This is a genomic window from Natronobacterium haloterrestre (assembly GCF_900112205.1).
GTDB lineage: Archaea > Halobacteriota > Halobacteria > Halobacteriales > Natrialbaceae > Natronobacterium > Natronobacterium haloterrestre.
In genome coordinates, this window is record NZ_FOKW01000016.1 from 14602 (window position 1) to 37775 (window position 23174).

The 23174-nt window shown below is 65.0% G+C and carries 19 protein-coding genes; 7 read left to right on the forward strand and 12 right to left on the reverse strand.

Translation table 11 applies throughout. The features are described 5' to 3' along the window. Nucleotides 1-91 precede the first annotated feature (91 nt). Nucleotides 92-1345 (forward strand): DHH family phosphoesterase, encoded by a 1254-nt coding sequence (locus tag BM113_RS20645; RefSeq protein WP_089789866.1) that lies wholly within the window; start codon nucleotides 92-94, stop codon nucleotides 1343-1345. 67 nt (nucleotides 1346-1412) lie between these two features. On the opposite strand, the gene BM113_RS20650 is transcribed toward BM113_RS20645, so the two are convergent. From BM113_RS20650 to BM113_RS20660, 3 genes are all read right to left on the reverse strand, one after another. Next, nucleotides 1413-1799, reverse strand: a complete 387-nt coding sequence (locus tag BM113_RS20650) for a hypothetical protein (protein ID WP_089789868.1) — start codon at nucleotides 1797-1799, stop codon at nucleotides 1413-1415. 186 nt (nucleotides 1800-1985) lie between these two features. After that, nucleotides 1986-2684: a hypothetical protein gene (locus BM113_RS20655; RefSeq protein WP_089789870.1), complete on the reverse strand. Its 699-nt coding sequence runs from the start codon at nucleotides 2682-2684 to the stop codon at nucleotides 1986-1988. A gap of 62 nt (nucleotides 2685-2746) precedes the next feature. Continuing rightward, nucleotides 2747-3226, reverse strand: coding sequence for a DUF5807 family protein (locus tag BM113_RS20660; protein ID WP_089789872.1), 480 nt, complete (start codon nucleotides 3224-3226; stop codon nucleotides 2747-2749). A 370-nt stretch (nucleotides 3227-3596) separates the two neighbouring features. Between BM113_RS20660 and BM113_RS20665 the strand changes: the two genes are divergently transcribed. Beyond that, nucleotides 3597-4043 carry a chemotaxis protein CheW gene (locus BM113_RS20665; RefSeq protein WP_089789874.1) on the forward strand — a complete coding sequence of 149 codons (447 nt, stop codon included), beginning with the start codon at nucleotides 3597-3599 and terminating at the stop codon, nucleotides 4041-4043. 94 nt (nucleotides 4044-4137) lie between these two features. Here the strand turns inward: BM113_RS20665 and BM113_RS20670 are convergent, their stop codons facing one another. The 4 genes from BM113_RS20670 to BM113_RS20685 form a co-directional block, all read right to left on the reverse strand. Then, nucleotides 4138-6420, reverse strand: a complete 2283-nt coding sequence (locus BM113_RS20670) for a PAS domain-containing protein (RefSeq protein WP_089789879.1) — start codon at nucleotides 6418-6420, stop codon at nucleotides 4138-4140. Between the two features lie 127 nt (nucleotides 6421-6547). Beyond that, on the reverse strand, nucleotides 6548-8089 hold the full coding sequence (locus BM113_RS20675; RefSeq protein WP_245758139.1) for a methyl-accepting chemotaxis protein: 1542 nt from the start codon (nucleotides 8087-8089) through the stop codon (nucleotides 6548-6550). A gap of 274 nt (nucleotides 8090-8363) precedes the next feature. After that, complete coding sequence (locus tag BM113_RS20680) at nucleotides 8364-9506, reverse strand: chemotaxis protein CheW (RefSeq protein WP_089789883.1); 1143 nt, start codon at nucleotides 9504-9506, stop codon at nucleotides 8364-8366. Next, nucleotides 9503-10321 carry a ParA family protein gene (locus BM113_RS20685; protein ID WP_089789884.1) on the reverse strand — a complete coding sequence of 273 codons (819 nt, stop codon included), beginning with the start codon at nucleotides 10319-10321 and terminating at the stop codon, nucleotides 9503-9505. The genes BM113_RS20680 and BM113_RS20685 overlap by 4 nt, the downstream gene beginning before the upstream one ends. Nucleotides 10322-10841: 520 nt before the next feature. On the opposite strand from BM113_RS20685, the gene cheB reads away from it, so the two are divergent. The 4 genes from cheB to BM113_RS20710 all read left to right on the forward strand — a co-directional run bounded on the left by cheB (nucleotide 10842) and on the right by BM113_RS20710 (nucleotide 15686). Further along, complete coding sequence (gene cheB, locus BM113_RS20695) at nucleotides 10842-11909, forward strand: chemotaxis-specific protein-glutamate methyltransferase CheB (protein ID WP_089789888.1); 1068 nt, start codon at nucleotides 10842-10844, stop codon at nucleotides 11907-11909. Continuing rightward, nucleotides 11897-13933 (forward strand): chemotaxis protein CheA, encoded by a 2037-nt coding sequence (gene cheA, locus BM113_RS20700; protein WP_089789889.1) that lies wholly within the window; start codon nucleotides 11897-11899, stop codon nucleotides 13931-13933. Before cheB ends, cheA begins: the two co-directional genes overlap by 13 nt. Before the next feature lie 163 nt (nucleotides 13934-14096). Continuing rightward, nucleotides 14097-14453 (forward strand): chemotaxis protein CheY, encoded by a 357-nt coding sequence (gene cheY / locus BM113_RS20705; protein WP_089789891.1) that lies wholly within the window; start codon nucleotides 14097-14099, stop codon nucleotides 14451-14453. 6 nt (nucleotides 14454-14459) lie between these two features. Continuing rightward, the gene (locus BM113_RS20710; protein WP_089789893.1) at nucleotides 14460-15686 is read left to right on the forward strand and encodes a chemotaxis protein CheC; all 1227 of its coding nucleotides are present in this window, start codon (nucleotides 14460-14462) and stop codon (nucleotides 15684-15686) included. 110 nt (nucleotides 15687-15796) lie between these two features. On the opposite strand, the gene BM113_RS20715 is transcribed toward BM113_RS20710, so the two are convergent. From BM113_RS20715 to BM113_RS20730, 4 genes are all read right to left on the reverse strand, one after another. Then, on the reverse strand, nucleotides 15797-16693 hold the full coding sequence (locus BM113_RS20715; RefSeq protein ID WP_089789894.1) for a CheF family chemotaxis protein: 897 nt from the start codon (nucleotides 16691-16693) through the stop codon (nucleotides 15797-15799). A gap of 115 nt (nucleotides 16694-16808) precedes the next feature. Further along, the gene (locus tag BM113_RS20720; RefSeq protein WP_089789896.1) at nucleotides 16809-18482 is read right to left on the reverse strand and encodes a type II/IV secretion system ATPase subunit; all 1674 of its coding nucleotides are present in this window, start codon (nucleotides 18480-18482) and stop codon (nucleotides 16809-16811) included. Between the two features lie 15 nt (nucleotides 18483-18497). Then, the gene (locus BM113_RS20725) at nucleotides 18498-19253 is read right to left on the reverse strand and encodes an archaellum protein ArlH (RefSeq protein WP_089789898.1); all 756 of its coding nucleotides are present in this window, start codon (nucleotides 19251-19253) and stop codon (nucleotides 18498-18500) included. Then, nucleotides 19246-21774 (reverse strand): FlaD/FlaE family flagellar protein, encoded by a 2529-nt coding sequence (locus BM113_RS20730; RefSeq protein WP_089789900.1) that lies wholly within the window; start codon nucleotides 21772-21774, stop codon nucleotides 19246-19248. The genes BM113_RS20725 and BM113_RS20730 overlap by 8 nt, the downstream gene beginning before the upstream one ends. 284 nt (nucleotides 21775-22058) lie before the next feature. On the opposite strand from BM113_RS20730, the gene BM113_RS20735 reads away from it, so the two are divergent. Then, nucleotides 22059-22832: a DUF7500 family protein gene (locus BM113_RS20735; protein WP_089789901.1), complete on the forward strand. Its 774-nt coding sequence runs from the start codon at nucleotides 22059-22061 to the stop codon at nucleotides 22830-22832. A 143-nt stretch (nucleotides 22833-22975) separates the two neighbouring features. Here the strand turns inward: BM113_RS20735 and BM113_RS22495 are convergent, their stop codons facing one another. Beyond that, nucleotides 22976-23131, reverse strand: coding sequence for a hypothetical protein (locus tag BM113_RS22495; protein WP_177209246.1), 156 nt, complete (start codon nucleotides 23129-23131; stop codon nucleotides 22976-22978). Between the last annotated feature and the right edge of the window lie 43 nt (nucleotides 23132-23174).

Genomic DNA, 23174 nt, shown 5'->3' on the forward strand with positions numbered 1-23174 from the left:
GTCCGTGTCCGGACCCGAACTCGAACCCGAATCCAGGTCGAACGCTCCCGAGACCGGCGCTTACTTCCCCCGTCGTCCCCCATCGAGGGACATGTACGACGAACTCATCGACAGCGGCGATCTCCCGGTCGCCCGCAAGTCAGTCCTCCCGGGAACCGGCTTCTTCCTGCCTGATTCCCTCGAGGAGGACCTGGAGGACGAACGGACTGCGGCCGCCCTCGAGGGGGCCGACGTCGCGGTAATCGCCGATCCCGACGCCGACGGGCTGGCCTGCGTCGCCTTGCTTCGGGAGGCCTACGACGACGTTCGGGCGGTGCCGGAGCCCGACGACGAGGACGACGACGAAGCCCCCTCCCCCGAAGGCGACGACGCCCCCGCCGGCGGCGAGGAAGAGGGCGAAACGCTCGATCTCCCCGGCGACGACGCCGTCGAGGCCCCCGAACCCACGCCCCACGAGGTCGCGCTGGTCCCCGCCAGCCCCCACGACGTCGAGGACGCCATCCAGCGGGTCGCCGACCACGCCGAACCCGGGATCGACCTCTACGTCTGTGACCTCTGTCCCGACCGCTACGAGTACGTCGAGGACGAACTCGAGGCCGCCCTCGAGACCGCCGACTCGGTTGCGTGGTACGACCACCACCAGTGGGACGACGCGGTCGCCGAGGCGGTTCGGGAGGCCGGCGTCGACCTCGTCGTCGGCGACTCCGACGAGGAGTGCTCGGCGGACGTGGTCTATCGCTCGCTCGAGTACGACTTCTCCCCGATGTACGAGGAACTCGCAGCCGTCACGCGGGACCACGACCTCTGGCTGCAGGAGGATCCCCGCAGCGACGACCTGGCGGACTACGCCTACTGGACCAACCCCGCGGAGTACGTCGAGGTCGTCCGCGAGTACGGCGTCGACCTGCCCGACTGGGTCCGGGAGTTCATCGAGGAACGCCGCGTCGAGAAGGAGGCGCTGATCGACCGGGCGATCGCCCGGGCGGAGTACCGCGAGATCGGCGACTACACGGTTGGCGTCACCTACGGGCGCTGCTCGCAAAACGAGGTCGCGGAAGCGATGCGCGAGGAAGGGGCGGACGCATCGGTGGTCGTCAAACCCGCCGGCTCGGCCTCCATCCGTGGGACCGAGGCGTTCGACCGCTGTCACGAGGTCGCAGGGAAGGTAAACGGCGGGGGCCACCCGAAGGCCGCGGGCTGCAAGCCCGACATCTACGACGACATGCTCGACTACGCGAATCACTGGACCTCGCGCGGCGCGGTGACGAAGCAGGTCATCCTCGACGCGTTCCGCGAGGTCATCGAGGACGAAGGCGAGGAAGACGAACCAGCCGAGGACACGTAGCCGGTCGGGCACACTGCGTGGCGCGGCTCGAGAGCCCTCACGTTCGCCGATCCGTCTGAACCTGCTGTCAGTCGAGGCGTTCGACGACCTCGATGTCCCCCGCTTCGTTCACCGCGACGATTCGCTCCGCGTCACAGCCCTCGATTTCGCCGGGGCCGGTTACGGCTTCGTCCGCGGTTCGGACCTCCTCGACGGGGTCGTCGGTCTCCGGGAGCCCACACATTACGCCGACCGTCCCCGGATCGGTCGACAGAACGAGGATCGTCCCGTCCGATTCGATCTCGACGTCCGCGTTCGGCGGCCGCGCCAGGTCGGAGACCGTTTCGTCGACTGTCTCAGTCGCTTCCTCGTTGACGTCTTCGGTCATGGCTTCCAGTTCCCCGGTACAGCCTGCTATCGCGCCTATCGAGGCTGTACAGATCGACGTCAGCCACTGGCGACGGTCCATCGTCATCAGTCCTCAGTTTCCAGTTATATCAAATAAACGTAGTGGCCATTGTAGTATAGTTTCCGTCGATAATCGTTTCTATGGGATATTTTATGGTATTTGATGGATAGTGACATCAGAAATATACGCTGTATTACTTTTGATCCGAGTCGAGAAAGAGCGGAGACTCGAGTGCGGACCGTCCGTCGACGGCTACTCCTGGGAGGCGAAATACCGCATCACGAGCTGGAGGACGTGGACGAAGACCCCGGCGACGGCGATGTAGACGCCGATGATCTGCAGGCCGGTCGAGACGTCGCGGCGGTCCCTGACCTGCCAGATCTCGTAGCCAAGCCGAAGCACGAACCCGAGGAACACCAGGACGAACCCGACCAAAAGCAGGGTCGGCAGGACGAACGAGCCGACGGCGATGACCCCGATCCCGCCCAGGAACGCGTAGTTCGCGAACCGGCCCCAGTGCTCGAAGGTCGTCGAGCGAGCGTAGACGTAGCCGGTCACGAGGGCAGTCATGACCGCGGTGACGATCGCCGTGATCCCGAGGATCGTGAGGCGGGACTCCGGCGATGCGAACCGGAGGACGCCGGCACCGAAGACGCCGAACGCCACCTGCAGGAGGACCATCCCGACGAAGGCCGTTCCCATGTCCCCGTTCTCGACGCCGCGTTCGGCGATCAACTCGCCGACGAAGATCACCGCACCGTAGACGAGCACGCCGAGGATCGGCGCGGTCCCGAACAGGAGATCGTTGACGGTCGCGAGCGGCGTCGCCACGAAGACGTACATCAACGCGACGGTAAGCGCCATCAGCGCGCTCGCGCCACCCATCACGCGGCCTTCCCGGCCCGTCAGCGCGAACCGTTCCGTCTTGTGCGGGGTGTCAAAGGAACTCATTGGCCGCGACTACCTTCCGGGCGCTGAAAAGGATATTCCTTACTCCTGACCGGTCCTGCCGGTTACGCCTCGAGGTCGGTGCCGGGGTCGCCCGCATCACCAGGGTTCCACCGATCCGAGTACGCCACCCCACAGGAACACTGCGCGTAGGCGTGGACGACGTCGCCCTCGGCGTAGATGCCGCCGACGTCCTCGTTCTGCTCCTCGGTGAACGCGAAGACGAACTGCACCTCGTGGTCTCCGGCGTCGTCGCCCGGGGTCTCCGGGCAGGTGCCGCCGGCGAGGTCGGCGTCGACGATCCCCTCGTGTTCCATCGCCGATTTGGCGAACTGCATCGCGCCGGTGCCGGTCGCGGCCTGGAACGCGCTTCGGCCGCGCTCGCCGTCGACGACGATCAGGACGCCGCCGTCGACGTCCTCGCCGAACTCCGCCAGCCGGTCGTCGGAGACGTAGGAATCGGCCAGAAAGAGGGCGACGTCGTCCGGTCGGTCGCCCGCCAGAAACTCCTCGCGCGCGGGAAACTCGCTCTCGTCTGCGGTCATGGCCCGCTATCGGCCTTCGAGCGGGATAAAAGCCGCGACACCGCCCGATATCGGCGACTCGGTTCGGTATCCGCTCGAGTCGGTCGCCCGGATGCTCGCACATGAAGATTACGGCCATCGGCCGTCAGAAGCGGTCTCGCTGCAAAAACACTTATCTGTGTTACCTCCCCTTTCACGACTATGTCCGGAACCGACGGGTTTCGCGCTCGCCCCTGACAGGGGAAGCCACGCCCGTCCGCACACCCGGCCGACGGCCGTACGACGGCCGGGGGACGGTTCCGAACGCAGTCGCTCGGTAAGCTCGTCGCCGAACGGGGGTCGACCCGGGCCGCGACGCGACCGCGAGCGACCGAACGGAACGAACCTGACCATGGCCACGACGAACCAGACCACCACGGACGCGGATTCGGACGGCATCACCACCCACGTCCTCGAGTTCAGCCTCGGGGAGAACCGCTACTGTGTCGACATCGGCTACGTCGCCGAGATCGTCAACACGGAGGAACTGACACCCGTGCCGAACACGCCGGATCACATCGAGGGCGTCATGGACCTGCGCGGGGAGACGACCAAGATCGTCAACCTGCGGATGATCTTCGGCGACGAGGAGCCGTCGCTTGGCAACCGAATCATCGTCTTCAAGCGGAAACGCGGCTCCGACGAGCGGATCGGCTGGCTCGCCGACGAGGTTCACCAGGTCGAGCAGATCGACGTCGACGAGGTCGACACCTCCGTCGAGGGCGAAGGAATCGCCGGCGTGATCCGCCGGGGCGACGAGTTCGTGCTCTGGATCGATCCGACCGACGTTCGCGTCTAACTCCTGGCAAGTCCGTCCTTCGTCGTTCGCGTTTTCCGTCGACGCTCGAGCGAAGCCGACTGTCGAACCCGATCGTGCGGGAGACGACGCCGTCTCAGTCGACGACCGGAAGTTCGACGACGAAGACGCTTCCTTCCGGTTCGTTATCGACGATTCGAACGTCGCCCTCGTACCGGTCGACGAGGGTTCTGACGAGGTAGAGACCCAGTCCCGTTCCGTCGCTGTCGAGTCCCTTCTCTCCCTCCTGGAAGATCCGTTTCTTCTCCTCGTCGGGAATACCGGGACCGTCGTCCGCGATCCGGACCCGGACGGTTTCGTCGTCGGCCTCCGCCGAGACGGTAACCGTCGGCACGTCCTCGTCGTTGTGGAGGATCGCGTTGGAAAGCAGGTTCCGGAACACCGATTCCAGCAACTCGTCGGCCAGCACCGTGACGTCCGGAAGCGATCCCTCGACGGTGAGCAACGCGCGTTCGTGGTTCGAGCGGACGTCGTCGACCTGGTCCCCGAGGACGGGCCGCAATCGCACGGGGGAGCGGTCGACCCCGACCTGCAACAGCACTTCCGTGACGTCGCGGGCCGTCTCCGTGATGTCGACCGCCTCGCGAGCCGCCTCCAGTACTTGCTCGACGTACTCCTCGGTTCCTTCGTCGACGTGTTCCCGGAGGAGTTCGGTGTAGGCAAGCACGAGCTGGAGGTCGTTGCGAACGTCGTGGCGGACGACCTGGTTGAGCAACTCGAGGTTGTCCCGCTGTCGCTCGAGCGTACGTTCGTACTCCTTGCGCTCGGTGACGTCCCGGGCGTAGCCGAGCACGGCGTCGTCGCCGCTGCCGGACACCTCGTAGGGGATCTTGACGGTGCGGAACGTCTTCGTCTCGCCGTCGGCGGTCGTCAACTCCTCTTCGGGGATCGATTTGGGCTCGCCCGACTCGATGACCTCGAGGTCGTCGGACCGGAACTGTTCGGAATCCTCGGCCGCGGGAATGACCTCGGACTCCGTGCTGCCTTCGACGTCCGCGGGCGTCGTGCCGTACGCCTCGGCGGTCGCCTCGTTCGCCAGCAGATACTCGCCGTCGCGATCCTTGACGAAGATCAGGTCCGGAATGAGGTCGATGATCTGGCGGAGCTCCTCGTGGGCCTGCTCGATGGCCGCTTCGTACTCGGTGCGTGCGGTGACGTCGCGATAGACCCAGAGGCGACCGTATCGCCGCTCGTCGTCGACGACGGGGGTCGAATAGAACTCCAGGGTGCGCCCGTCCTCGAGCCGGATCTCCTCGCCGTGGACCTCGTCGGGGCGGTCGTACAACCGCTCGATCGTGGCGGCGAATCGTTCGGGCTCGGGCTCCTCGATCACGTCGAGGGCGTCCGCCAGCAACGCTTCCCCGTCGGTCGGGACCTCGTCTCGATCGGCCAGCCCCCACAGTTCGAGGAACCGGTCGTTGTAGTGGAGGACTGTCCAGTCGAGATCGGTGACCAGCGTCCCGTCCTTGGTCGCCTCCGTGACGGCCTCGAGCAGCGAGGACTGGCGCTGCAGTCGCTCCTGCTGTCGCTTCCGCTCGGAGACGTCCGTCGAGACCCCACAGATGGCCTCGACGTTCCCGTCCTCGTCGGACACCGGCGACTTCCGCGTCAGCCGCACGGTCTCCCCCTCGGCAGTCGGGACCGTCTCCTCCGTTTCGATCGACTCGCCGGTCTCGAGGACGCGTCGATCCTGCCGCCGATAGTCGGGCAACCGATCGGCGGGAAACAGATCCTCGTCGGTCAACTCGGTGACGTCCACGTCCGCGTCGATGCCGAACAGGTCCCGACACGCCCGGTTCATCAGCAGGTAGCTGCCGTCGGTATCTTTCAGAAACACCGCGGCGGACATGGTCTCGAGCACGGTTTCGAACCGACGGTGCATGCGGTTCAGCGTCCGTTCCCGCTTCTTTCGTTCCGTCACGTTCCGCGAGGTCCCGACGATGCCGCTCACCTCGCCGTCCTCGAGGATCGGCGTCAACTTCGTCTCCCAGCAGGTCGTGCCAGCACCGAACGGCAGGGTTTCCTCGTACTCGATCGGCTCGGCCCGTTCGACACAGCGCCGGTAGTTCTCGGCGACGGTCGCCCCCTGTTCGTCGCCGAGGAGTTCCCGCGGCGTCTGTCCCCGGAGTTCGTCCTCCGAGAGGCCGGTCTGGTCCCGGTGTGAGGCGTTGTTCCGTCGGAACGTGAACGTGTACCCTCCACCCCCGTCGCTGCCGTCGTCCGTCCGCTCGACGTCGACCAGAAACACGGCGTCGTCGATGGCCCGAAAGATCGTCTCGTAGACGTTCTCGGCCCCGGAATCGATCGCGCCGAGCGAGTCGGTATCGTTATCCGTGGCTGTCTCGGGATCGTCGTTCATCGTATGTCTTCTCGAGGTGAACGTCTAGACGAGCGACGGTGATATGCTTCGCGGCCGTCCGAGGGAGCGTTCGCAGCGCCGCGTCCGCGGGAGGGGAGTCGCCGCTATCGGCTATCGGGCCCGCGGCCTACCGCTCGTCCACGTCCGTCTCCGTCCGTAGCTCGTCGACTTCGTCCACCAGCTGATCGATCGTCTGCTGCTGGTGGTCCGTCGCCGCGACGACCCGCTCGGCGGCCGCCTCGCTCTCGTCGGAGCGATCCCGGACCGTCTCCATCGTCGACGTGAGCTCTTCGACGCTGGCCGTCTGGTCGTCGACGACGCGTGCCACCTCCGAGATGCCGTTCGTCGCTTCCTGGACCGATGCCGAGATCCCCTCGAGGGCGTCCAGGACGGCCTCGATCTGCTCGTCGGCGTGGTCGATCCGCCCGTGGGAGCGTTCGACCGCGTCGGCCGTCTCGTCGGTCTGGGCCTGGAGTTCCTCGAGGCTGGTCGATATCTCCTCGGTGTGCTGTTGGGTTTCGTCGGCCAGCGTCTTCACGTGGTCGGCCACGACCGCGAAGCCGTCGCCGCTCTCGCCCGCGCGGGCGGCCTCGATGTTGGCGTTGAGCGCGAGCAGGTTGGTCTCGTCGGCCACGTCCGAGATCACCTCCACGACGTCGCCGATCTCGTCCATCCGCGCGGAGAGGGCGTCGACGCTCTCGACGAGTTCGTCGCCGATCTCGACGACGTCGGCCATCGCCTCGCGTGCGTCCTCGCCGGCCTCGAGGCCGTTCTCGACCGCCTCGCTGGCGTCCTCGGCCGCCGAGTCGACCTCGTCGGCCTGGGCAGCCAACTCCTCCATCCCGGCCGCGAACGACTGCATCTCGTCGACCGAGTCCTGCAAGAGCGCGTGCTGCTCGGAGACGTTCCCCGAGATCTCGTCGGCCGCGCCGGTCGCCTCGTCGACGGCGGCCTCCATCTGCTCGGCGCGCTCGGTAACGCGTCCGGTCAGGGTCTCGAGGGTGTCTGCCATCTCGTTGACGTCGTCGATAACCGCCGTCAGTTCCGACTCGAGCGCTGCGAACTCCTCGCGGCGGCTGGCTCGCGCCGTGAGGTCGCCGCGGCCGATCCGGTTCGCCGTCGCCTGTATCTCGCGGACGAGGTCGGCAGTGGCGTCGCGCTGGTTCACGACGTCCGTTCTGTCGACGACGACCTCGATCACCCCCACGAGATCGCCGTCTTCGTACAGCGGCGTCGCCGAGAAGTCGATGTGCTTCTCGTCGCCGTGGCGGTCGACCATCGTACTGCTGTCCCCGTACCGGTTGCGCGACGGGTCCCGAAGTTCGACGTCGAACTCCCGGTGGGCCCGGTCTGGCGCTTGCAGGACCTTGTCGGCGAGGGTGTCCGCACGGCGGCCGTCCGGGTAGAACAGCTCGGAGACGTGTTCGTGGCCGATCGCCTCCTCGCGGTCGACGCCGGTCAGTTCGACGATGGCCGCGTTCCACTCGCGGACGCGGCCGTCGGCGTCGAGCACGAACGTCGGCACGCCCGTCCCGTCGAACAGTTGCTGGTAGCCGGCGCGACGGAGCGTTCGGTCATCGGTCGTGTCCCCAGTTCCCGCGAGCTCGGGTTCGTCGTCCGTCCCCACCGTCTCTCCACGGCCCCTTCGGTCGACAGTCCGTTCACTCATTCGTATCACTGTGAACGTCTAACCTGGGGTAGTTAAATCTCGTGGCAGATCGGCCGTTTCGAGGCTGTTTCGTCGGGAACTGCGCTCCTGTTTCGAGTTTCCGTTTCGGTTCGATACCCGCTCGTCGCCGACCGGGGCGGCTCGGGTCGTCGTCCGTCGGGTACGGGCCGTCGGCACTCGCGGCTACGGCGACGCGGCTACGGCGACGCGGCTACGGCGACGCGGGCCGGTGACACGGGCCAGCGACGAGAAGAAACGACGTTCGGTCCCGGCGTTACGCGTCCGCCGCCGGCGTGTGCTCGGTCGAGATGTTGTCGATGATCTCGTCGACGTCCAGCCACGTGACGAGGGTCGTCTCCCCATCGGTGTTTTTCTTGACGATCCCCTCGACGAACTCGTGTTGGGCGCCGACGTCGCCGTCCATCGCGCTGTTGGGGTCGTCGATCTGGGACTCCCGGTAGGTGACCGCCTGGGAGACGTCGGTCACGCGCACGCCGAGTTTCTGCTTGTCGTCGTCGCGCTCGAGGACGACGATGTAGTGTTCTTCCGAGAGTTCGTTGCGCTCGATATCGAGCATGGCCGTCGGATCGAGGACGCCGGTGATCTCGCCGCGGAGGTCGGTGACGCCGTCGATCGCGTCGGGGCCGCGGGGGAACCGCGTGATGTCTTTCATCTCGACGATCGCGCTGACCCGGTCGATCTCGATCGCGTAGCGGCTGTCACGCAGGTAGAACTCGAGCATCTGGATCGTGTCCGCCTGGTTGTGGGTCGAGGCGATCAGCGAGTCGCCCTGCTCGAAGACCTCCTTGCTGCGGGTAAGCGTCGCGTCGCCGTACCGATCGCCCTCCTGACCGACGGCAGAGGCGTCGACGGTGGCACCGTTCCCGAGGTCAACGTCGCCTCCGATGCCGGCGATCGCGCCGCGCAAGGCGGGGTCGATCCCCTGTTCGGCGGCTTCCTCGTCGGCGGGGCGTTCGACCATCGCCTCGAGGCCGTCGTCGTCTGCGTCCGCGACGGCTGGCGTGGGACTGGACTCGGCTTCGGGATCGAGTTCGCCTTCGGTGTCTGCGTCTGCTTTCGTCTCGTCCTCTGCGTCGACGATCTCCGATTCGTCGTAGGAAACCGTCTCTCCGCCGCTCGAGTCGTCGTTCGTGTCGCCGTCGTCGGTGTCGTTCGTATCGACGTTCGAGTCCGTAGACTCCTCGGAAGTCTCGGCGTCGTCTCCCCCCTCGGCTGTGGCGTCGCTGGACCCCCCGTCGGTCGCTTCCGGTTCCGAGTCGGCCCTCTCCATCTCGTCAGTCGATTCGGACGCCGATTCCTCGTTCGTCCCCGTCTCGTCGCCGGATCCGCCCTCGCCGTCCCCACGACTCGAACGGTTGCGCATCTCCCGGATCCGCCGGGCTCTGTCGTCGGTCATGCCGATACCTCCAGTCTGGTACTGGTGAGTCGTTCGTCGAGTGTCTCGGCCATCGAAGCGAATACCTCTCGCATGTCGTTTTCCTCCTCGACCGCGAAGATCGAACTCCCGGCGGAAAACGCCCGCTGGAAGGCCACCCGTTTTCGGACCCGGTAGAGCGGCGTCTCCGGCAGCGCGTCCTCGAACCACTCGAGCATCTCGTCGGCCGCGTTCGTGTTCTCGATCCGGTTTGCCACGAGCGCCTGCGGTTCGATCTCGACGTCGTGATCCATCTCGAGCGCGCCGACGTAGTCGAACAGCAACTCGAGCGAGCGCTTGCTCGTGGGCTCGGCCAGCGCCGGAATCACGAGGTTCTGGGCCGCGACCAGCCCGTTGTCGGTTACCGCGCCGAGGTGTGGGGGACAGTCCACGACGACGAAGTCGTAGTCGACGTCGACGTCGGCGCCGGCGTCGCTCTCGAGCGACGTCAGCAGCCGGTCGAGTCGTAGTTCAGCGTCGTCCTCGGCGGCCAGCGTCGAGGCGGCGGCGTTCATGTCCACGTTGCTCGCGACGACGTCCATCTCCTCGTGGTCGTAGACGATCTCTTCGCGGGGGACGCCCTCGGGGTCGACGAGCGCGTCGAGCAGCGTCGGCGGCTCCGCGTCGTAGGCCTCGAGCAGCCCGAGTCCCTCCGTCGCGTTCCCCTGGGGGTCGAGATCGACGAAGAGTACGTCCCGGCCGCGGTCGTTCAGCGCGCCGGCGAGGTTGATCGCGACGGTCGTCTTTCCGACACCTCCCTTCTGATTTGTCACACACAGCCGAGCGGGTTCCGCCATTCTCTCGTGAGATTTCAACTCTGCCCACATAACTCACACGGCCAACCGACCGCACGACGGCCTCGAGACGGGTTAGGCGACGGGATTTTGCGGTCCGAAACGATCCGTGGGGATCCGAAGTCCTTCGAAATCCTTCGAAGTCCTTCGAAGTTTTCCGAACCACCGGCGAACGAGTCCCGCTCCAACCCCGGCGGGGACCCGTCGTCGATCGTCCCCGTCGGTCGACGTCGAACGGACCTCCTCGAGACCGGATTCGCCGTCGTCGGCGGGCGACGTGTCGAATCGGCCGAATTCTTTATCAGTCGAACATCGCAATTCAGTTCCATGGCAGGGAACGTATCGTCCGCTGAGTATACTGGCGGCCGACCGCGGCGGTCGCGAAGAGCGCGAACGAGTACCTGACAGCTATGAGCACTATTTTCTCTCCGAAAACCGGACGACGACAGCACCGACGGACCGACGCCGTCGGGCAGGTATCGAGCGTGATTCACACCCGCGAGCGCCAGTTTCGGTGTCACTGATGGTCAGGGCAGTCATTGCGGACGACTCTGCCGTCATGCGGGAAACGCTCGGCAAGATCCTCGAGGACGCCGGAATCGACGTCGTCGCCCGCGCCAAGGACGGGACCGAGGCCGTCGAGCAGATCACCCGCCTCGAGCCGGACGTCGCGACGATCGACATCCAGATGCCCGGCCTGACGGGCCACGAGGTGATCGAGCAGGTGATGGCCGAGCGGCCGACGCCGATGCTGGTCATCAGCTCCCAGACGACGAAAAACGCCGAGGCGACGTTCGAGGCCCTCGAGGCCGGCGCGGTCGACTTCATCGCGAAACCGAGCGGCGACAACTCCGTCCCGATCTGGTCGAAGCAAGACGAGATCGTCGATCAGGTCCGGGCGGTCGCCGCGGCGGACGTCTCCGGATCCGACGCCGGGACGTCACGCTCGACGCGCGAGGAACCCACCACCGTCGACGTCGGCGCGACAGAGGAGTTCCCGAACGATCCGACGCTCGTCATCGGCGCATCGACCGGCGGCCCGCGGGTCGTCGAACGAGTGCTGTCCGAACTGCCCGAGCGAGCAGGGTTGCGAATTGTGATAGTTCAACACATGGCTGATCACTACACCGAACGCTTCGCGACGCGTCTCGACGAACGAACCGACTACGAGATCCGAGAATCGACCGGCCGCGACACGATCGGCCCCGGGGAGGGCGTCCTGGCGAAGGGCGGCTACCACCTCGAGGTGACGAGCCTCCGGAACGGACGGCTCACCGTCGCCCACGACGACGGGCCGGAGCGACACAACGTCAAGCCGGCCATCGACGTCACGATGGAGACCGCGGCCGAGACGATCGGCCGGCGGGGCAACCTCGCCGGCGTCGTCCTCACCGGAATGGGTGCCGACGGCGCGGACGGGCTCGCAGCGATCAAAGATGCCGGCGGCAAGGCCATCGCACAGGACGAATCGACTTCGCGAGTCTACGGGATGCCCAAGGAGGCCGCGGACCGGGTCGACCTCGACATGGTGTTGCCCAAGGATCGGATCGCTGAGGGCGTCGTCAACGCCTTCCGGGGGTGGTCCTCGTGAGCGACCCGACCAGCACCTTCGTCCAGGAGAGCAAAGAGGACGTCCGGAAACTCAACAACGCCCTGCTGGAACTCGAGGAGGCCGCGACCCCCGAGGAATCCGACGCGATCGAGACGGTGTTCCGGGTCGCGCACAACCTGAAGGGCAACTTCGGCGTGATGGGCTATACGAAGGCGAGCAACCTGGCCCACGCCATCGAGGACCTGCTCGACTGCATCCGCGACGGCGAACTCGCGGTGACCGGCGAGCGGATGGACCTGATCTTCCGGGGCGTCGACCTCCTCGAGCAGATGGTCAACGAGATCTCCGACGACGGGGAGACGAAGACGAACCCCGAGGGAACGATCTCGGAGATCCGCGATTCGATCGAGGAGAACACCGGTTCGGACGCGACCGAGGACGACGGCAACGGTCCGAACGACGCCGGGGGCGACGAACTCACCGCCACCCACGACGTCCCCCTCGAGCACCTCCGCGAGACGGTCGACCTCGAGGAAGGCGAGGACCTGTTCCGGGCGACCGTCGTCATCGACAACGACGAGTCCCCACAGGTCGACGCGATGTTCGTCATCGACGCGACCGAGGACGAGTACGATCTCGCCGAGACCGTCCCCGAGGACGAGGTCCTCGAGTCCGAGGAGTTCGGCGGGGAGTTCGACGCCTACCTCCGGACCGACGCGAACGTCACGGCCGGTGACGTGGCGGGCTTCTACGAGGACAACCGCTACGTGGCGGAGGCGACCGCTGAACGGCTGACGGACGAGGTGGCCGGCGATGCGGACGAGAGCGGTGGCGACGACGTGACGGCCGACGGCGACGACGCGACGGACGAAGACGACGCGGACGGGGGCGAGTCCGGATCCGACCTCTCGCACAACACCCAGGAGGTCGAATCCATCCGCGTCGACGTCGAACAGATCGACCAGCTCTACAACCAGGTCGAGGAGATGGTCACCAGCCGGATCAAGCTCCGGAAGATCATCGAGGAACACGACCTCGTCGAGGCCGAGGACGAACTCGAGGAACACGGCAAGATCACCTCGAGCCTGCAGGATACGGTCCTCGAGATCCGGCTGGTCCCCCTGAAGAAGATCGTCGGCAACTTCCCGCGGGTCGTTCGTGACCTCTCGCGCAAGCAGGACAAGGAGATCGACTTCCGGATGGAAGGCGTCGACATCGAGATGGATCGCTCGATCCTCAACGAACTGGGCGATCCGCTGATGCACCTCATCCGGAACGCGGTCGACCACGGGATCGAACCCCCCGAGGAGCGCGAGCGGAAGGGCAAACCCCGCGAGGGGACGATCAAGCTGATCGGCGAGCGCGAACGCGACCGGGTCTCGGTCACCGTCGAGGACGACGGCCGCGGGCTCGACGTCGACGAACTCCGCGAGAAGGCCGTCGAGCAGGGAGTCAAGACCGAAGAGGAGATCAAGGTGCTCGACGACTCGGAGGTCTACGACCTGATCTTCCACCCCGGCTTCTCGACGACCGAGGAGGTCACCGAGGTCAGCGGCCGCGGCGTCGGAATGGACGTCGTCAACCAGGTCGTCCGCGGGGTCGACGGCTCGATCAACGTCGAGAGCGAACCCGGCGAGGGGACCGCGATCACGCTCATGTTGCCGGTCAGCGTCGCCATCGTCCGTGTCCTCTTCGTCACCGTCGGCGACGAGCAGTACGGCGTCCCCATCAAGAACATCGACGAGATCTCCGAACTCGAGGACGTCACCGTCGAGACCGTCGAAGGACGGCCGACCGTGACCCACGACGACCGCGTCTACCCGCTGCTTTCGCTCGGCGACCGGCTTGACGTCCCCGACGCGGAGCACGCCGAGGACGACATGGTCGTTCGCATCAAGGACAACGTCCGCCAGGTCTGTCTGCGCTGTTCCGACGTCGTCGGACAGGAAGAGGTCGTCATCAAGCCGTTCGAGGGCGTCCTCAGCGGCACGCCCGGGATCAGCGGGGCGTCCGTGCTCGGCGAGGGCGAGGTCGTGATGATCCTCGACGTCGAGACGCTCTAGTTACGATCACGCCGTCGTTATTCCGCGCGTAATATAGATTGAATTTTCAGCTCGCGTTCGGATTCAACAGCTGTACGAACGGCCGTTCCGTCGTCCCGTTTGCTACGAATACGACATCGAATCGGTCAACATCATTAAGTCATCCGGGTGTATTCACTCCCCTATGGACGTATTGATCACAGACGATTCCGGGTTCATGCGGGATCTTCTTCGCGAAATCCTCGAGGAAGACCACACCATCGTCGGTGAGGCCGAAAACGGCGTCGAGGCCGTCGAACTCTATCAGGAAGAGGAGCCGGATATCGTCTTTATGGACATCGTGATGCCGATCAAAGACGGGATCGAGGCGACCGACGAGATCACGGATATGGATCCGAACGCGAAGGTCGTCATGTGCACCAGCGTCGAGCAGGCCGAGCAGATGAAAGACTCGATCAAGGCCGGCGCGGAAGGCTACATCACCAAACCGTTCCAGAAGGAAAGCGTGCTCGAAGAACTCAACAGCATCGCTGCCGGGTAACTCGCCATGGAGATCGACATCCGCGAACTCGAGAACTACCAGCAACTCGCCCACGACGGTGCACAGTCGGCTGCCGACTCGCTGTCCCAACTGACCGGTATCCAGACGAACGTTCAGATCACGAACGTCTCGTTGATGTCCTCCACGGACCTCAAACAGGAATTCATCGGCAGCGAGTTCGCCGGCGTCAGCGTCGATCTGAACGGCGAAATCTCCGGTGAGGTCGCCCTGGCGTTCGACGAGAAGGGGCGACGAGCGATCACCGACAAGCTCGTCCCGGCCGACGACCCCGAGAAGAAGAAAAGCAGCATCGAGGAAGTCGGCAACATCATGTCAAGCGGCTTCGTCGACGGCTGGGCCAACTACCTGAACGCCAGGATCAAGAGTTCGCCACCGACCTACATCGAGGGAACGGGGACCGACGTCTTGCCCCAGTCCGCGACCGAAGGTGACGGCCACCTGTTCGTCTTCCGCAGCCGTGTCGAGGCCGGCGACGGCGTCGATAACGCCGTCGACTTCCGAATCCTGCTCGTCCCCGACTCCACCTCGCTCGAGCGGACGATGCAACCGCAGACGGCGGGGGGCATCTCCTTCGAGAAACTCGAGGTCTTCACGGATATGACCAAGGAGGGGGCCGAGAAGGCCGCGACCAACATCACCTCGATGACGGGGATCGACACCGCCGTCAACGTCAGCCGCCTGACGCTGGTGCCGATCGAGGACATCCCGAAGGCCGTCGGCAGCAAACGCTACGTCGGTACCGTCATGGAGTACGAAGGGAAGATCAGCGGCTTCCTCGTGATCCTGTTCGACCAGCCCTCCGGACGGGCCGTCGTCGACTCGCTGGTACCGATGGAGACCGACGAACAGTGGGGCGACGTCGAACAGGAGGCGCTCAAGGAACTCTCGAACATCATGACCAGCGGGTTCGTCGACGGCTGGGCCAACGTGTTAAACGCCGAGATCAAACACAAGCCGCCGCAGTTCGTCGCCGACACCGGTGCGTCGGTGATGAATCCGGTTACGGCTCGCATCGGCGAGACCGACGATCACGCGTTCCTGCTGGACTCGAGCATCGAAACCAACAGCGATCAGGTATTCACCTGTCAGATGCTCGCCCTGCCGCGGCGCGACGAACTCGAGCAGGCCCTGGACGACCTGCTGGTCGAGAACTCGGAGAACACGCGGGTCGATCCCGAAGAGCTGTTCGAGCAGCAGAAAAACGGCGACTGAGTCGGTTCGAGCTTTCGGTTCCGTTTCCGTTTCCGTTTCCCGTTCCCGCCGTCCTCGTCGCACTCGAGGGTCCCTGCCCGTCGATACGCTCGACCCGAATCAGGGCTCCATCAGGCGTTGACGTCCTCGATCCGTTCGCTGACGATGATCCGCCCTTTCGGCGTCAGCGAGATCTCGTCGCCGCTCTCGACGATCAGGTCCTTGTTTCGAACCGAGTTCAAGACGTTGGTCACGTAGGCCGGATCTCCGTCCAGCATGTTCGTGAAGTCGATATCGCCGCCGGTTGCGTGGACGCTGACGAGGACGCGCTTCTCGGGGTCCGAGAGGTCGATGTCGTCGACCTCCTCGCGGAGTTCGTCGAACTCGAGGCGGAGGAATCGTGCGAGCAGGTTGACGTACTGGCTCTTCGAGGGCGCGATCAGCGACGTCTTGGTCAGTCCGGAGTCGTCGTCGATGTGCTTGACGACGAGGGTCACCCGGTCGTCGCTCTCGCCGATCTTGTTTCCGCGGTCGATCGACATCACTCGCTCGACGTCGAAACTGAAGTTCTCGCCTTTGGTCTGGACCTCGATCCGTCGGTTCTTGATTCGGAGTTTTCCCGGGACGACCGGCGTGTCCTTGACGCGGCCGCCGACGCGGGCGGGGTGTTTCACTGCGACCTTCCGCCCGTTCAGCAGGCAGCGAAACAGGATCGCGACGAACTTCTCGGCAATCTCGCCCTCGCTTTCGATGACCGCGCTCCTGGTCGACCCCTCCTCGTCTCGGTAGCCGATCGTCACCGTATCGTTGAAGAACTGCTTGACGTGGTTCGGCACGCTCCCCACGTTGACGTCGACGACCCGCGAGAGCGGGATCGTTTCCTTCCCGTCCGACGACGCGAGTACGACCCGCCGTTTCGTCATGATGATCCGACCGTTCACCGGCTTCCCCCCCGATCCGCCGTCTCCACCGCCTGACTGTCCGAGAAAGAAGTGACCGGTGAAGTCGGCGACGATGTCTTCGTTCATGGTCGGTCGTTCTGAATGCCGTACTGTAGCGGTTTCGTCGTCATATTCGTTTCCATTGACTTATTCGATCGGTGGTGGGGGTGCTGGCGCGGGCGCGAGCGTGAAACGTCAGTCGTCAGTCCTGCCGGGTGATGTGGAACGGCAGCCCTTCGACCCCGTCGCGCTGGAACGACTCGATCGCCGAGTTTACCTCGTGGTACTCGAGGATGTTCTCCTGGATCATCCGCTCGATGATGTCGGCCCGGAACTGCAGGTCGTCGTAGATGTCCCGGGTTTCGGCGTACCCCAGCAGGGTCGCGATCTGTTCCTCGAGGACGTAGGAGTTGTTCATCCCCTGGAAGATGATCTCGTCCTCGACGGGGTCCCAGTAGAACACCTGCCGGGTGACGACCCCTTCCATCTCCTCGGAGTAGCCCTCGATCTCCTGGACGCTCGTCACGCGGCGCAAGACGTCGTCGCCCTGCTTGACGCGGTTCTGGAACAGCGCGACGTCGGCGTTGTCCATGAACGTCTCCGGGACGTTGATGGGGTCTCCCGTAAAGCGCTGGATCATCGAGACGATGTCGCTGGCGTGGAAGGTCAGCATGACGGGGTGGCCGGTCTGGGCCGCCTGGAACGCCATCCGACCCTCCTCACCACGGACCTCACCCACGACGATGTATTCGGGGCGAGAACGCAGCGCGGCCTCGACCAGGTTGAACATGTCGACGTCGGCGCTGTCGTCGCTGCGACTCTCGCGGGTCAGGAGTTGCTGCCAGGTGTCGTGGGGCGGCAGCACCTCGGCGGTGTCCTCCGCGGTGTAGATCTTCGAGTCCCGCGGGATGAACGTCATGATGGAGTTCAGCGTCGTCGTCTTCCCCGACGCGGTCTCACCGACGACGAACACCGTCCGCTCGTTCTCGAGACAGAGCCAGAGGTAGGCCGCGAGTTGCGGTGAGAGCGTCCCCCAGTTCGTAATCTGGGTCACCGACAGCGGGACCTCGTCTCCCTGACGGATCGTCAGCGAGGGCCCTTTCACGCTGACGTCGTCGCTGTAAATGACGTTCAGACGCGACCCGTCGGGCAGGGTGGAGTCGATGATCGGCTCGGCGTCGGTCATCGGGTTGCCGATCCGTTCGCCCATGTTCGAGAGCCACTGGTCGAACTCCTCGGGAGTGCCGAAGTCGACGGAAGTCTCGACCAGCCCGAAAACGCCGTGGTCGACGTAACACTCGTTGGGGCCGATCACGTGGATGTCCTCGTTCTCCGGGTCGCGCATGACCGGCTCGAGCGGCCCGAGGCCGACGATGTCGCGGTTGAGCCGGTAACGGATGTTCTCGTAGGTCTCCTCGGGGATCTCCTGGATGCCCGGGTGGAACTTGACCTTCAGCCGGTCGATGAGGCTGTCGAGTTCGTCGTCTTTGATGTGGGTCGTCTCGTTGAGTAACTCCTCGATACGGTCGTCGTACTCGGCTTCCTTCTCCGGGGCCTTCTTCGTCGCGCTCCGGCGCAGCAGGGAGTCTTTGATCTTCTCGAAGACCTCCTGTTCCTCCTGGGAAAGGGTCGGCTCCACGGCGAAGTACTGCATCTTCGTCCCGACGTCGCCGTAGACGTGGCTGTAGATCGGTCCCCCGACGGGGTAGAGCACGTTCGGATGGTTGACTTCGTGTTCGGCCGTCGGCTCGTCGACTAACATCGGGAACTCGCCGGTGATCTGGCGGAACTTCTTGAGGTGTTCGCGCAAATGCGGTCGGCGAGCTGCAAGCTCCTGAAGCTCGTCCGACGGCTTGGGCGTCCCCATTTCCGTCATCGGGCAACCACCGCGTTAGGCGACGCTCCGGTTCTCGATAACGATACCTGTTCCGGATCGGACCGAGTACCCGATCCGGTCGCCCACCTGTTCGCCCATGCCAGCGAAGCGCTTGATGAACAGCTGCCGGCGAATGTCGTTGCCGACCTCGATCATCTCGAGTTCGATGAAGACGTCGGCGATCGACCGGAACGGCCCGATCGCCTCCTCGCCGACGGTCGAGGGGTCGACGGTCAGGATGACGACTTTCCCCTGCGAGATGATGTCTCGAAGGAACGAGATGATCTCGAGGGCGGCCTGGCGCTCCTCGTTTTCCCTGACCAGCGCCTCGAACTTCGGATCGTTACGGAGGATGGCGTCGAAGGTGTCGATAATGATGACGTCGGCCGACCAGATCGTGTCTTCCTCCATCAGGTCCGTCAGGAGGTCCTGGCGCTGTTGTTCCTCGTCGGAGGAGAGAACGCCCCCGCTGTCGAGGTCGCCGTGCAGGAACAGCATGTTCTCGAACAGCAGGTGTTCCTCGACGTTGTAGTTCAGCGAATCCATCTGCTCGATGAACCCCTTGACCTCGAGTTCCGTCGAGAGGAAGGTAACGGACTTGCCGGTTTCACAGAGGCCGTACGCGAACCGCTGGGAGATCGCGCTCTTGCCGGCCCCGTAGTCGCCCTCCATCAGGACGATACTCCCGGTCGGGATGCCCCCGCCGAGTTCCTTGTTCAGCCGATCCCGGTCGTCCAGTCCGATCGAGAAAATATTGTTTAACTTACTCATAGTCGGTCTCGTCGGAGATTAGAATCGAGTTGATGAACTCGACCTGCCACGGCTCGAGATCCGCACTCTCGTCGGGAACGAGCACGGGCTTGCCGCGGTCGTCGGGGTCCGTGTACCCGTAGTAGTCGTCGCGAATCTCGGTCCCGGACTCGGTCTGGACGACCTCGGGGTCGGCCCAGACCATCCCTCCGGGGTCGTGATCGCGGTCGCGTTCCCGTTCGGTCGTCTCGGTTTCGGCGATGCCCGACTCGTCGATGACGATCCGCTGGGCGGTGTTCGACTCGTCCTCCTCGCTCGCTTCTTCCCAGCGTTCGCCGAGGTCGTTCCCGTTCCCGTTCCCGTTCCCGTTCTCGGTCCCGGTCTCGCTCGCGGGCTCGGCCACGGTTTGTGTTTCGGCTACGGTCCCGTTCTCGGTCTCGGTCTCGGTCTCGGTCTCGGTCTCGCTTCCGCTCCCGGTCGACCCCTCGAGCCCGACGTCGTCTTCGTCGTCCGGTTCCGTCTCCGCGACCAGTTCCTCCGGACTCACCTCGCCGACCTCGGGGCCGTCGTCGACTGCCGTCCCACCAGCGTCGCCTGCTGCGGCGACCGGAACGTCCACGGTGTCCTCGTCGACGATCACGTCTTCCGCGGCGAACTTCTCCGTGATTTCGTCCGTCTCGTGGCTTTCGACGTCCTCGCCGCCACTCTCGGCGTCGTCCGCCGGTTCGACCTCCGTGTACGTGAGTTCGGTCCGTTCGTCGTCCGCCTCTCCGGCTTCTTCCGCATCGTCTTCACCCTCGTCGTCTTCGTCTTCGGCCTCGTCTTCGATCTCGAGTTCAGCCTCGAGCGACTGTTCGAGGTCGTCGTCGGCCGGGCCCGATACGTCGGCCTCGTGGTCTGTGTCCTCGTCAGCCTCGGCGGCCGTCTCGCCGGGCTCCTCCACTTCGATCGTCCGCCGCGTCGAGATGCCTTCGTCGGCGAGCCACTCGTCGAACGACCGGCGCTTCTTCGCCGGCGTTGCGATCTGGCTGATTCGCCACAGACTCCGCTTGTGGTCGACCCCCAGCGAGGACCGGGGTTCGGGGTCCTCGAGGTCCGGGCCGCCCTCGAACCCGTTCAACATCGTCTGGAGGTAGTCCTCGACCGACGCCGAGATCCAGCCGATCGTCTCGTAGAAGCGCAGGGTCTGTGCTGCGCCGTTTAGCCCGGCCTGCTCGACGAGGTACTCGAGCCAGTCCATCACGACGTACTCGGTGTTGTACTCCGAGGGGATCTCGGCCAGGTACGGGCGACCGCCGTCGTCCCACGGAATGGTTTCGTCGACAGCGTCGCCCTCGCTCTCGAGTTCGCTGTCGGTGTCGGTTTCGGACGCCGAGTCGTCGAGCACGGCGTCCCCGTCCTGGTCGGGTTCGGCCTCCGTCGTATCGTCCTCCTCGGACGCCCCGATCCCGAGTTCCGCCTCGAGTTCTGAGTCGTCCGACTCCTCGGCGACGCCGATCCCCGCCTCCTCGAGTTCGTCCCCGGGGCTGGTCTCCTCGGCCCCCTCGTCGAACTCGTCGAACTCGAGGTCGTCATCGTCGCCGTTGGCGGCGTCCATCTCCACGTCCGCGGTTTCGTCCGCCGCGCCGTCGATCTCGGTGCTATCGGCCTCGGCGTCGTCGGCGTCGGGGTTCTCGTCCCAGTCGGCCTCGCCGGATTCGTACTCGGATTTCAGTTCGTCGAACGAGAGGTCACCGTCCGAGCCACCGACGTCGTCCGCGCCGTCGTCCGTTCCGAGGTCACCGCCGAGGTCGTCGCCGCCGAGGTCGTCCTCGGCATCGTCGAACCCGTCGTCCATCCCGACGTCGTCGAAGTCGTCGCCGCCATCGTCGTCCTCGATGATGCTCTCGTCGAGGAACTCCTCGGCTTCGGCGTCCGCGATGTCCTCGTCCATGTCCTCGTCGCCTCCCCCTTCGTCACCGCCGTCGAAGAGGCTCTGACCGCCGAACTCCCCCGTTCCGGCAGCCATGCCGCCACCGCCTCCGCCGTCGAAACTCTCGCTCAGCGAGTCGCCCTCGACGAAGGGGTTTACCCCCTGAGTCACCATCTCGTAGACCTCGAGCAGTTTCCGGATGTCCTCCTCGATCTCTTCGAGGGAATCGCTGATCTTCTCGTTCTCGCTCTGGACGGTGTTGACGGTCGAGGACAGCGAGCCGACGTCGTTCTCCATCTCCTCGATGCGGGCCTCGAGCTCGCTCGAGACGCCGCCGTCGTCTTCGACCTCGTCGAGGGACATCTCGTCGCCGCCTCCGAGGCCTTCGTCCTCGAGGAAGTCGTCGCCACCGTCGTCGTCGAGGAAGTCGTCGCCACCCATGTCCATCCCGCCGGCATCGGAGTCGTCGGTACCGGATGCGGTTCCGCCGCCCGCGTCGGGCATCAGCCCCTGGTCGCTCGTGCTTCCGGTACCGGAGAGATCACCGCCTATCAGGTCGTCGTTCCCGGAGTCTCCGCTACTCCCGTCGTCGTCCTCTCCGAGGATGTTGCCGATTATGGATAGTAACATGGTGACGTATCGTTCGAGTGGCTCGTTCCTCCCACAGCCCCGGCCGGCGACCGCTGTCGCCGGAACCCGCTCTCGTTGCCCATCCGATCGAGGCTGTGACGAGTCGTCATCTGTGAATGCTTTGCAATTCGATGTATTAAGTAATTCTGGCCGCGTTCGATCCTCCGATCCGGTCACGTCCAGCCGGCTGACAGTAGATATTCCGCCCGTTTCGAGTTCCCAACAGGTCCGTTTGAGCGAAGGTTTCTTTTTCCGTGATCCCGAACTACGCGTATCGGTCCGCAATGACAGAACGTAACGAGGACGGGAACCCGAAAGACAACGCGGACGTGCCGCCGGTCCTGCCGAGCGAACAGTCCTCCTCGGAGGCCGGGAGCGTCCTCTCGCCCGAGGACCTGGACATCTCCGACAGTCCATACGTCAGCGAGATCTCCGAGGGCCGGTACGTCGTGTCGGCGGACAGGTCGCCGCCGAACGCACCCGACAAGAGCGACTCGCTTCCCACGCGGGAGTCGCCGTCGGCGGGTTCCGGGCCGGACGAGGAGACCGACCTCGAGGCGAGGGGCGGGAACGGGAACGGGGGCGCTCGCGAGGGACGGCGTGGGCAGGGTCGAGGCCAAGGTCAAGGACAGGGACACGGACATCCTTCCACCCACAACGCGCCAACCGAACCCAACGCCGGAGCGTCGTCGCCCCGACGCCAGCCCCAGCAACAGCACCAACCCGTCCAGAGCCCCGAGACCGCCCGTTCCATCCTCGCGGACGAACTCGGCCGGGTCGACGCCCGCTACGCCGTGGACATCGTCTCCCGGTTCGGCGACGAAACCGTCCGCCACCGGATGACCTCCGACGACGTACTCGATACGTTCAACAGCCTCGTGTTCTGGTACGCCCGGAACGTCGCCCGCGACACCCGCACGGACCGGGCCGCCTCGCTTCTGTTCGCCAAATCCGACTTCGACGCTCCGCTGTCGGAACCACAACTGCGGGCCGCGCTTCGGGAACACGACCTCGACGAATCGAGTTCGATCGGCGAACTGCTCGAGGCCCTCGAGTGATACGGGTTACTGACCGTCAGTTTCGGCACGCCCGCCGCCCGGGTCGCGGTTGTACCGGTACATCGGGACAGGGATCCGTATGAGTCGACGGTCGACTCGGTCGTAATTCATTGCCCTTGCGCTGCCGACTCAGGTATCGACGTTCAGTGGCCCGTCCCGTTCAAGAAGATGACGCCGGCCATGAAAATCGAGAGGACGATCGTGAAACCGAAAAGCAACAATGCGCTATGGGCCGACGCGATCGCCCGGTCCAGGCGAGGGTGCGAATCGGAGTCAGCGTCGGTGTACTCGAGCAACATCGTGACCGGATGTTGCCGGTCAGGTATTAACGGTTTTACGGCC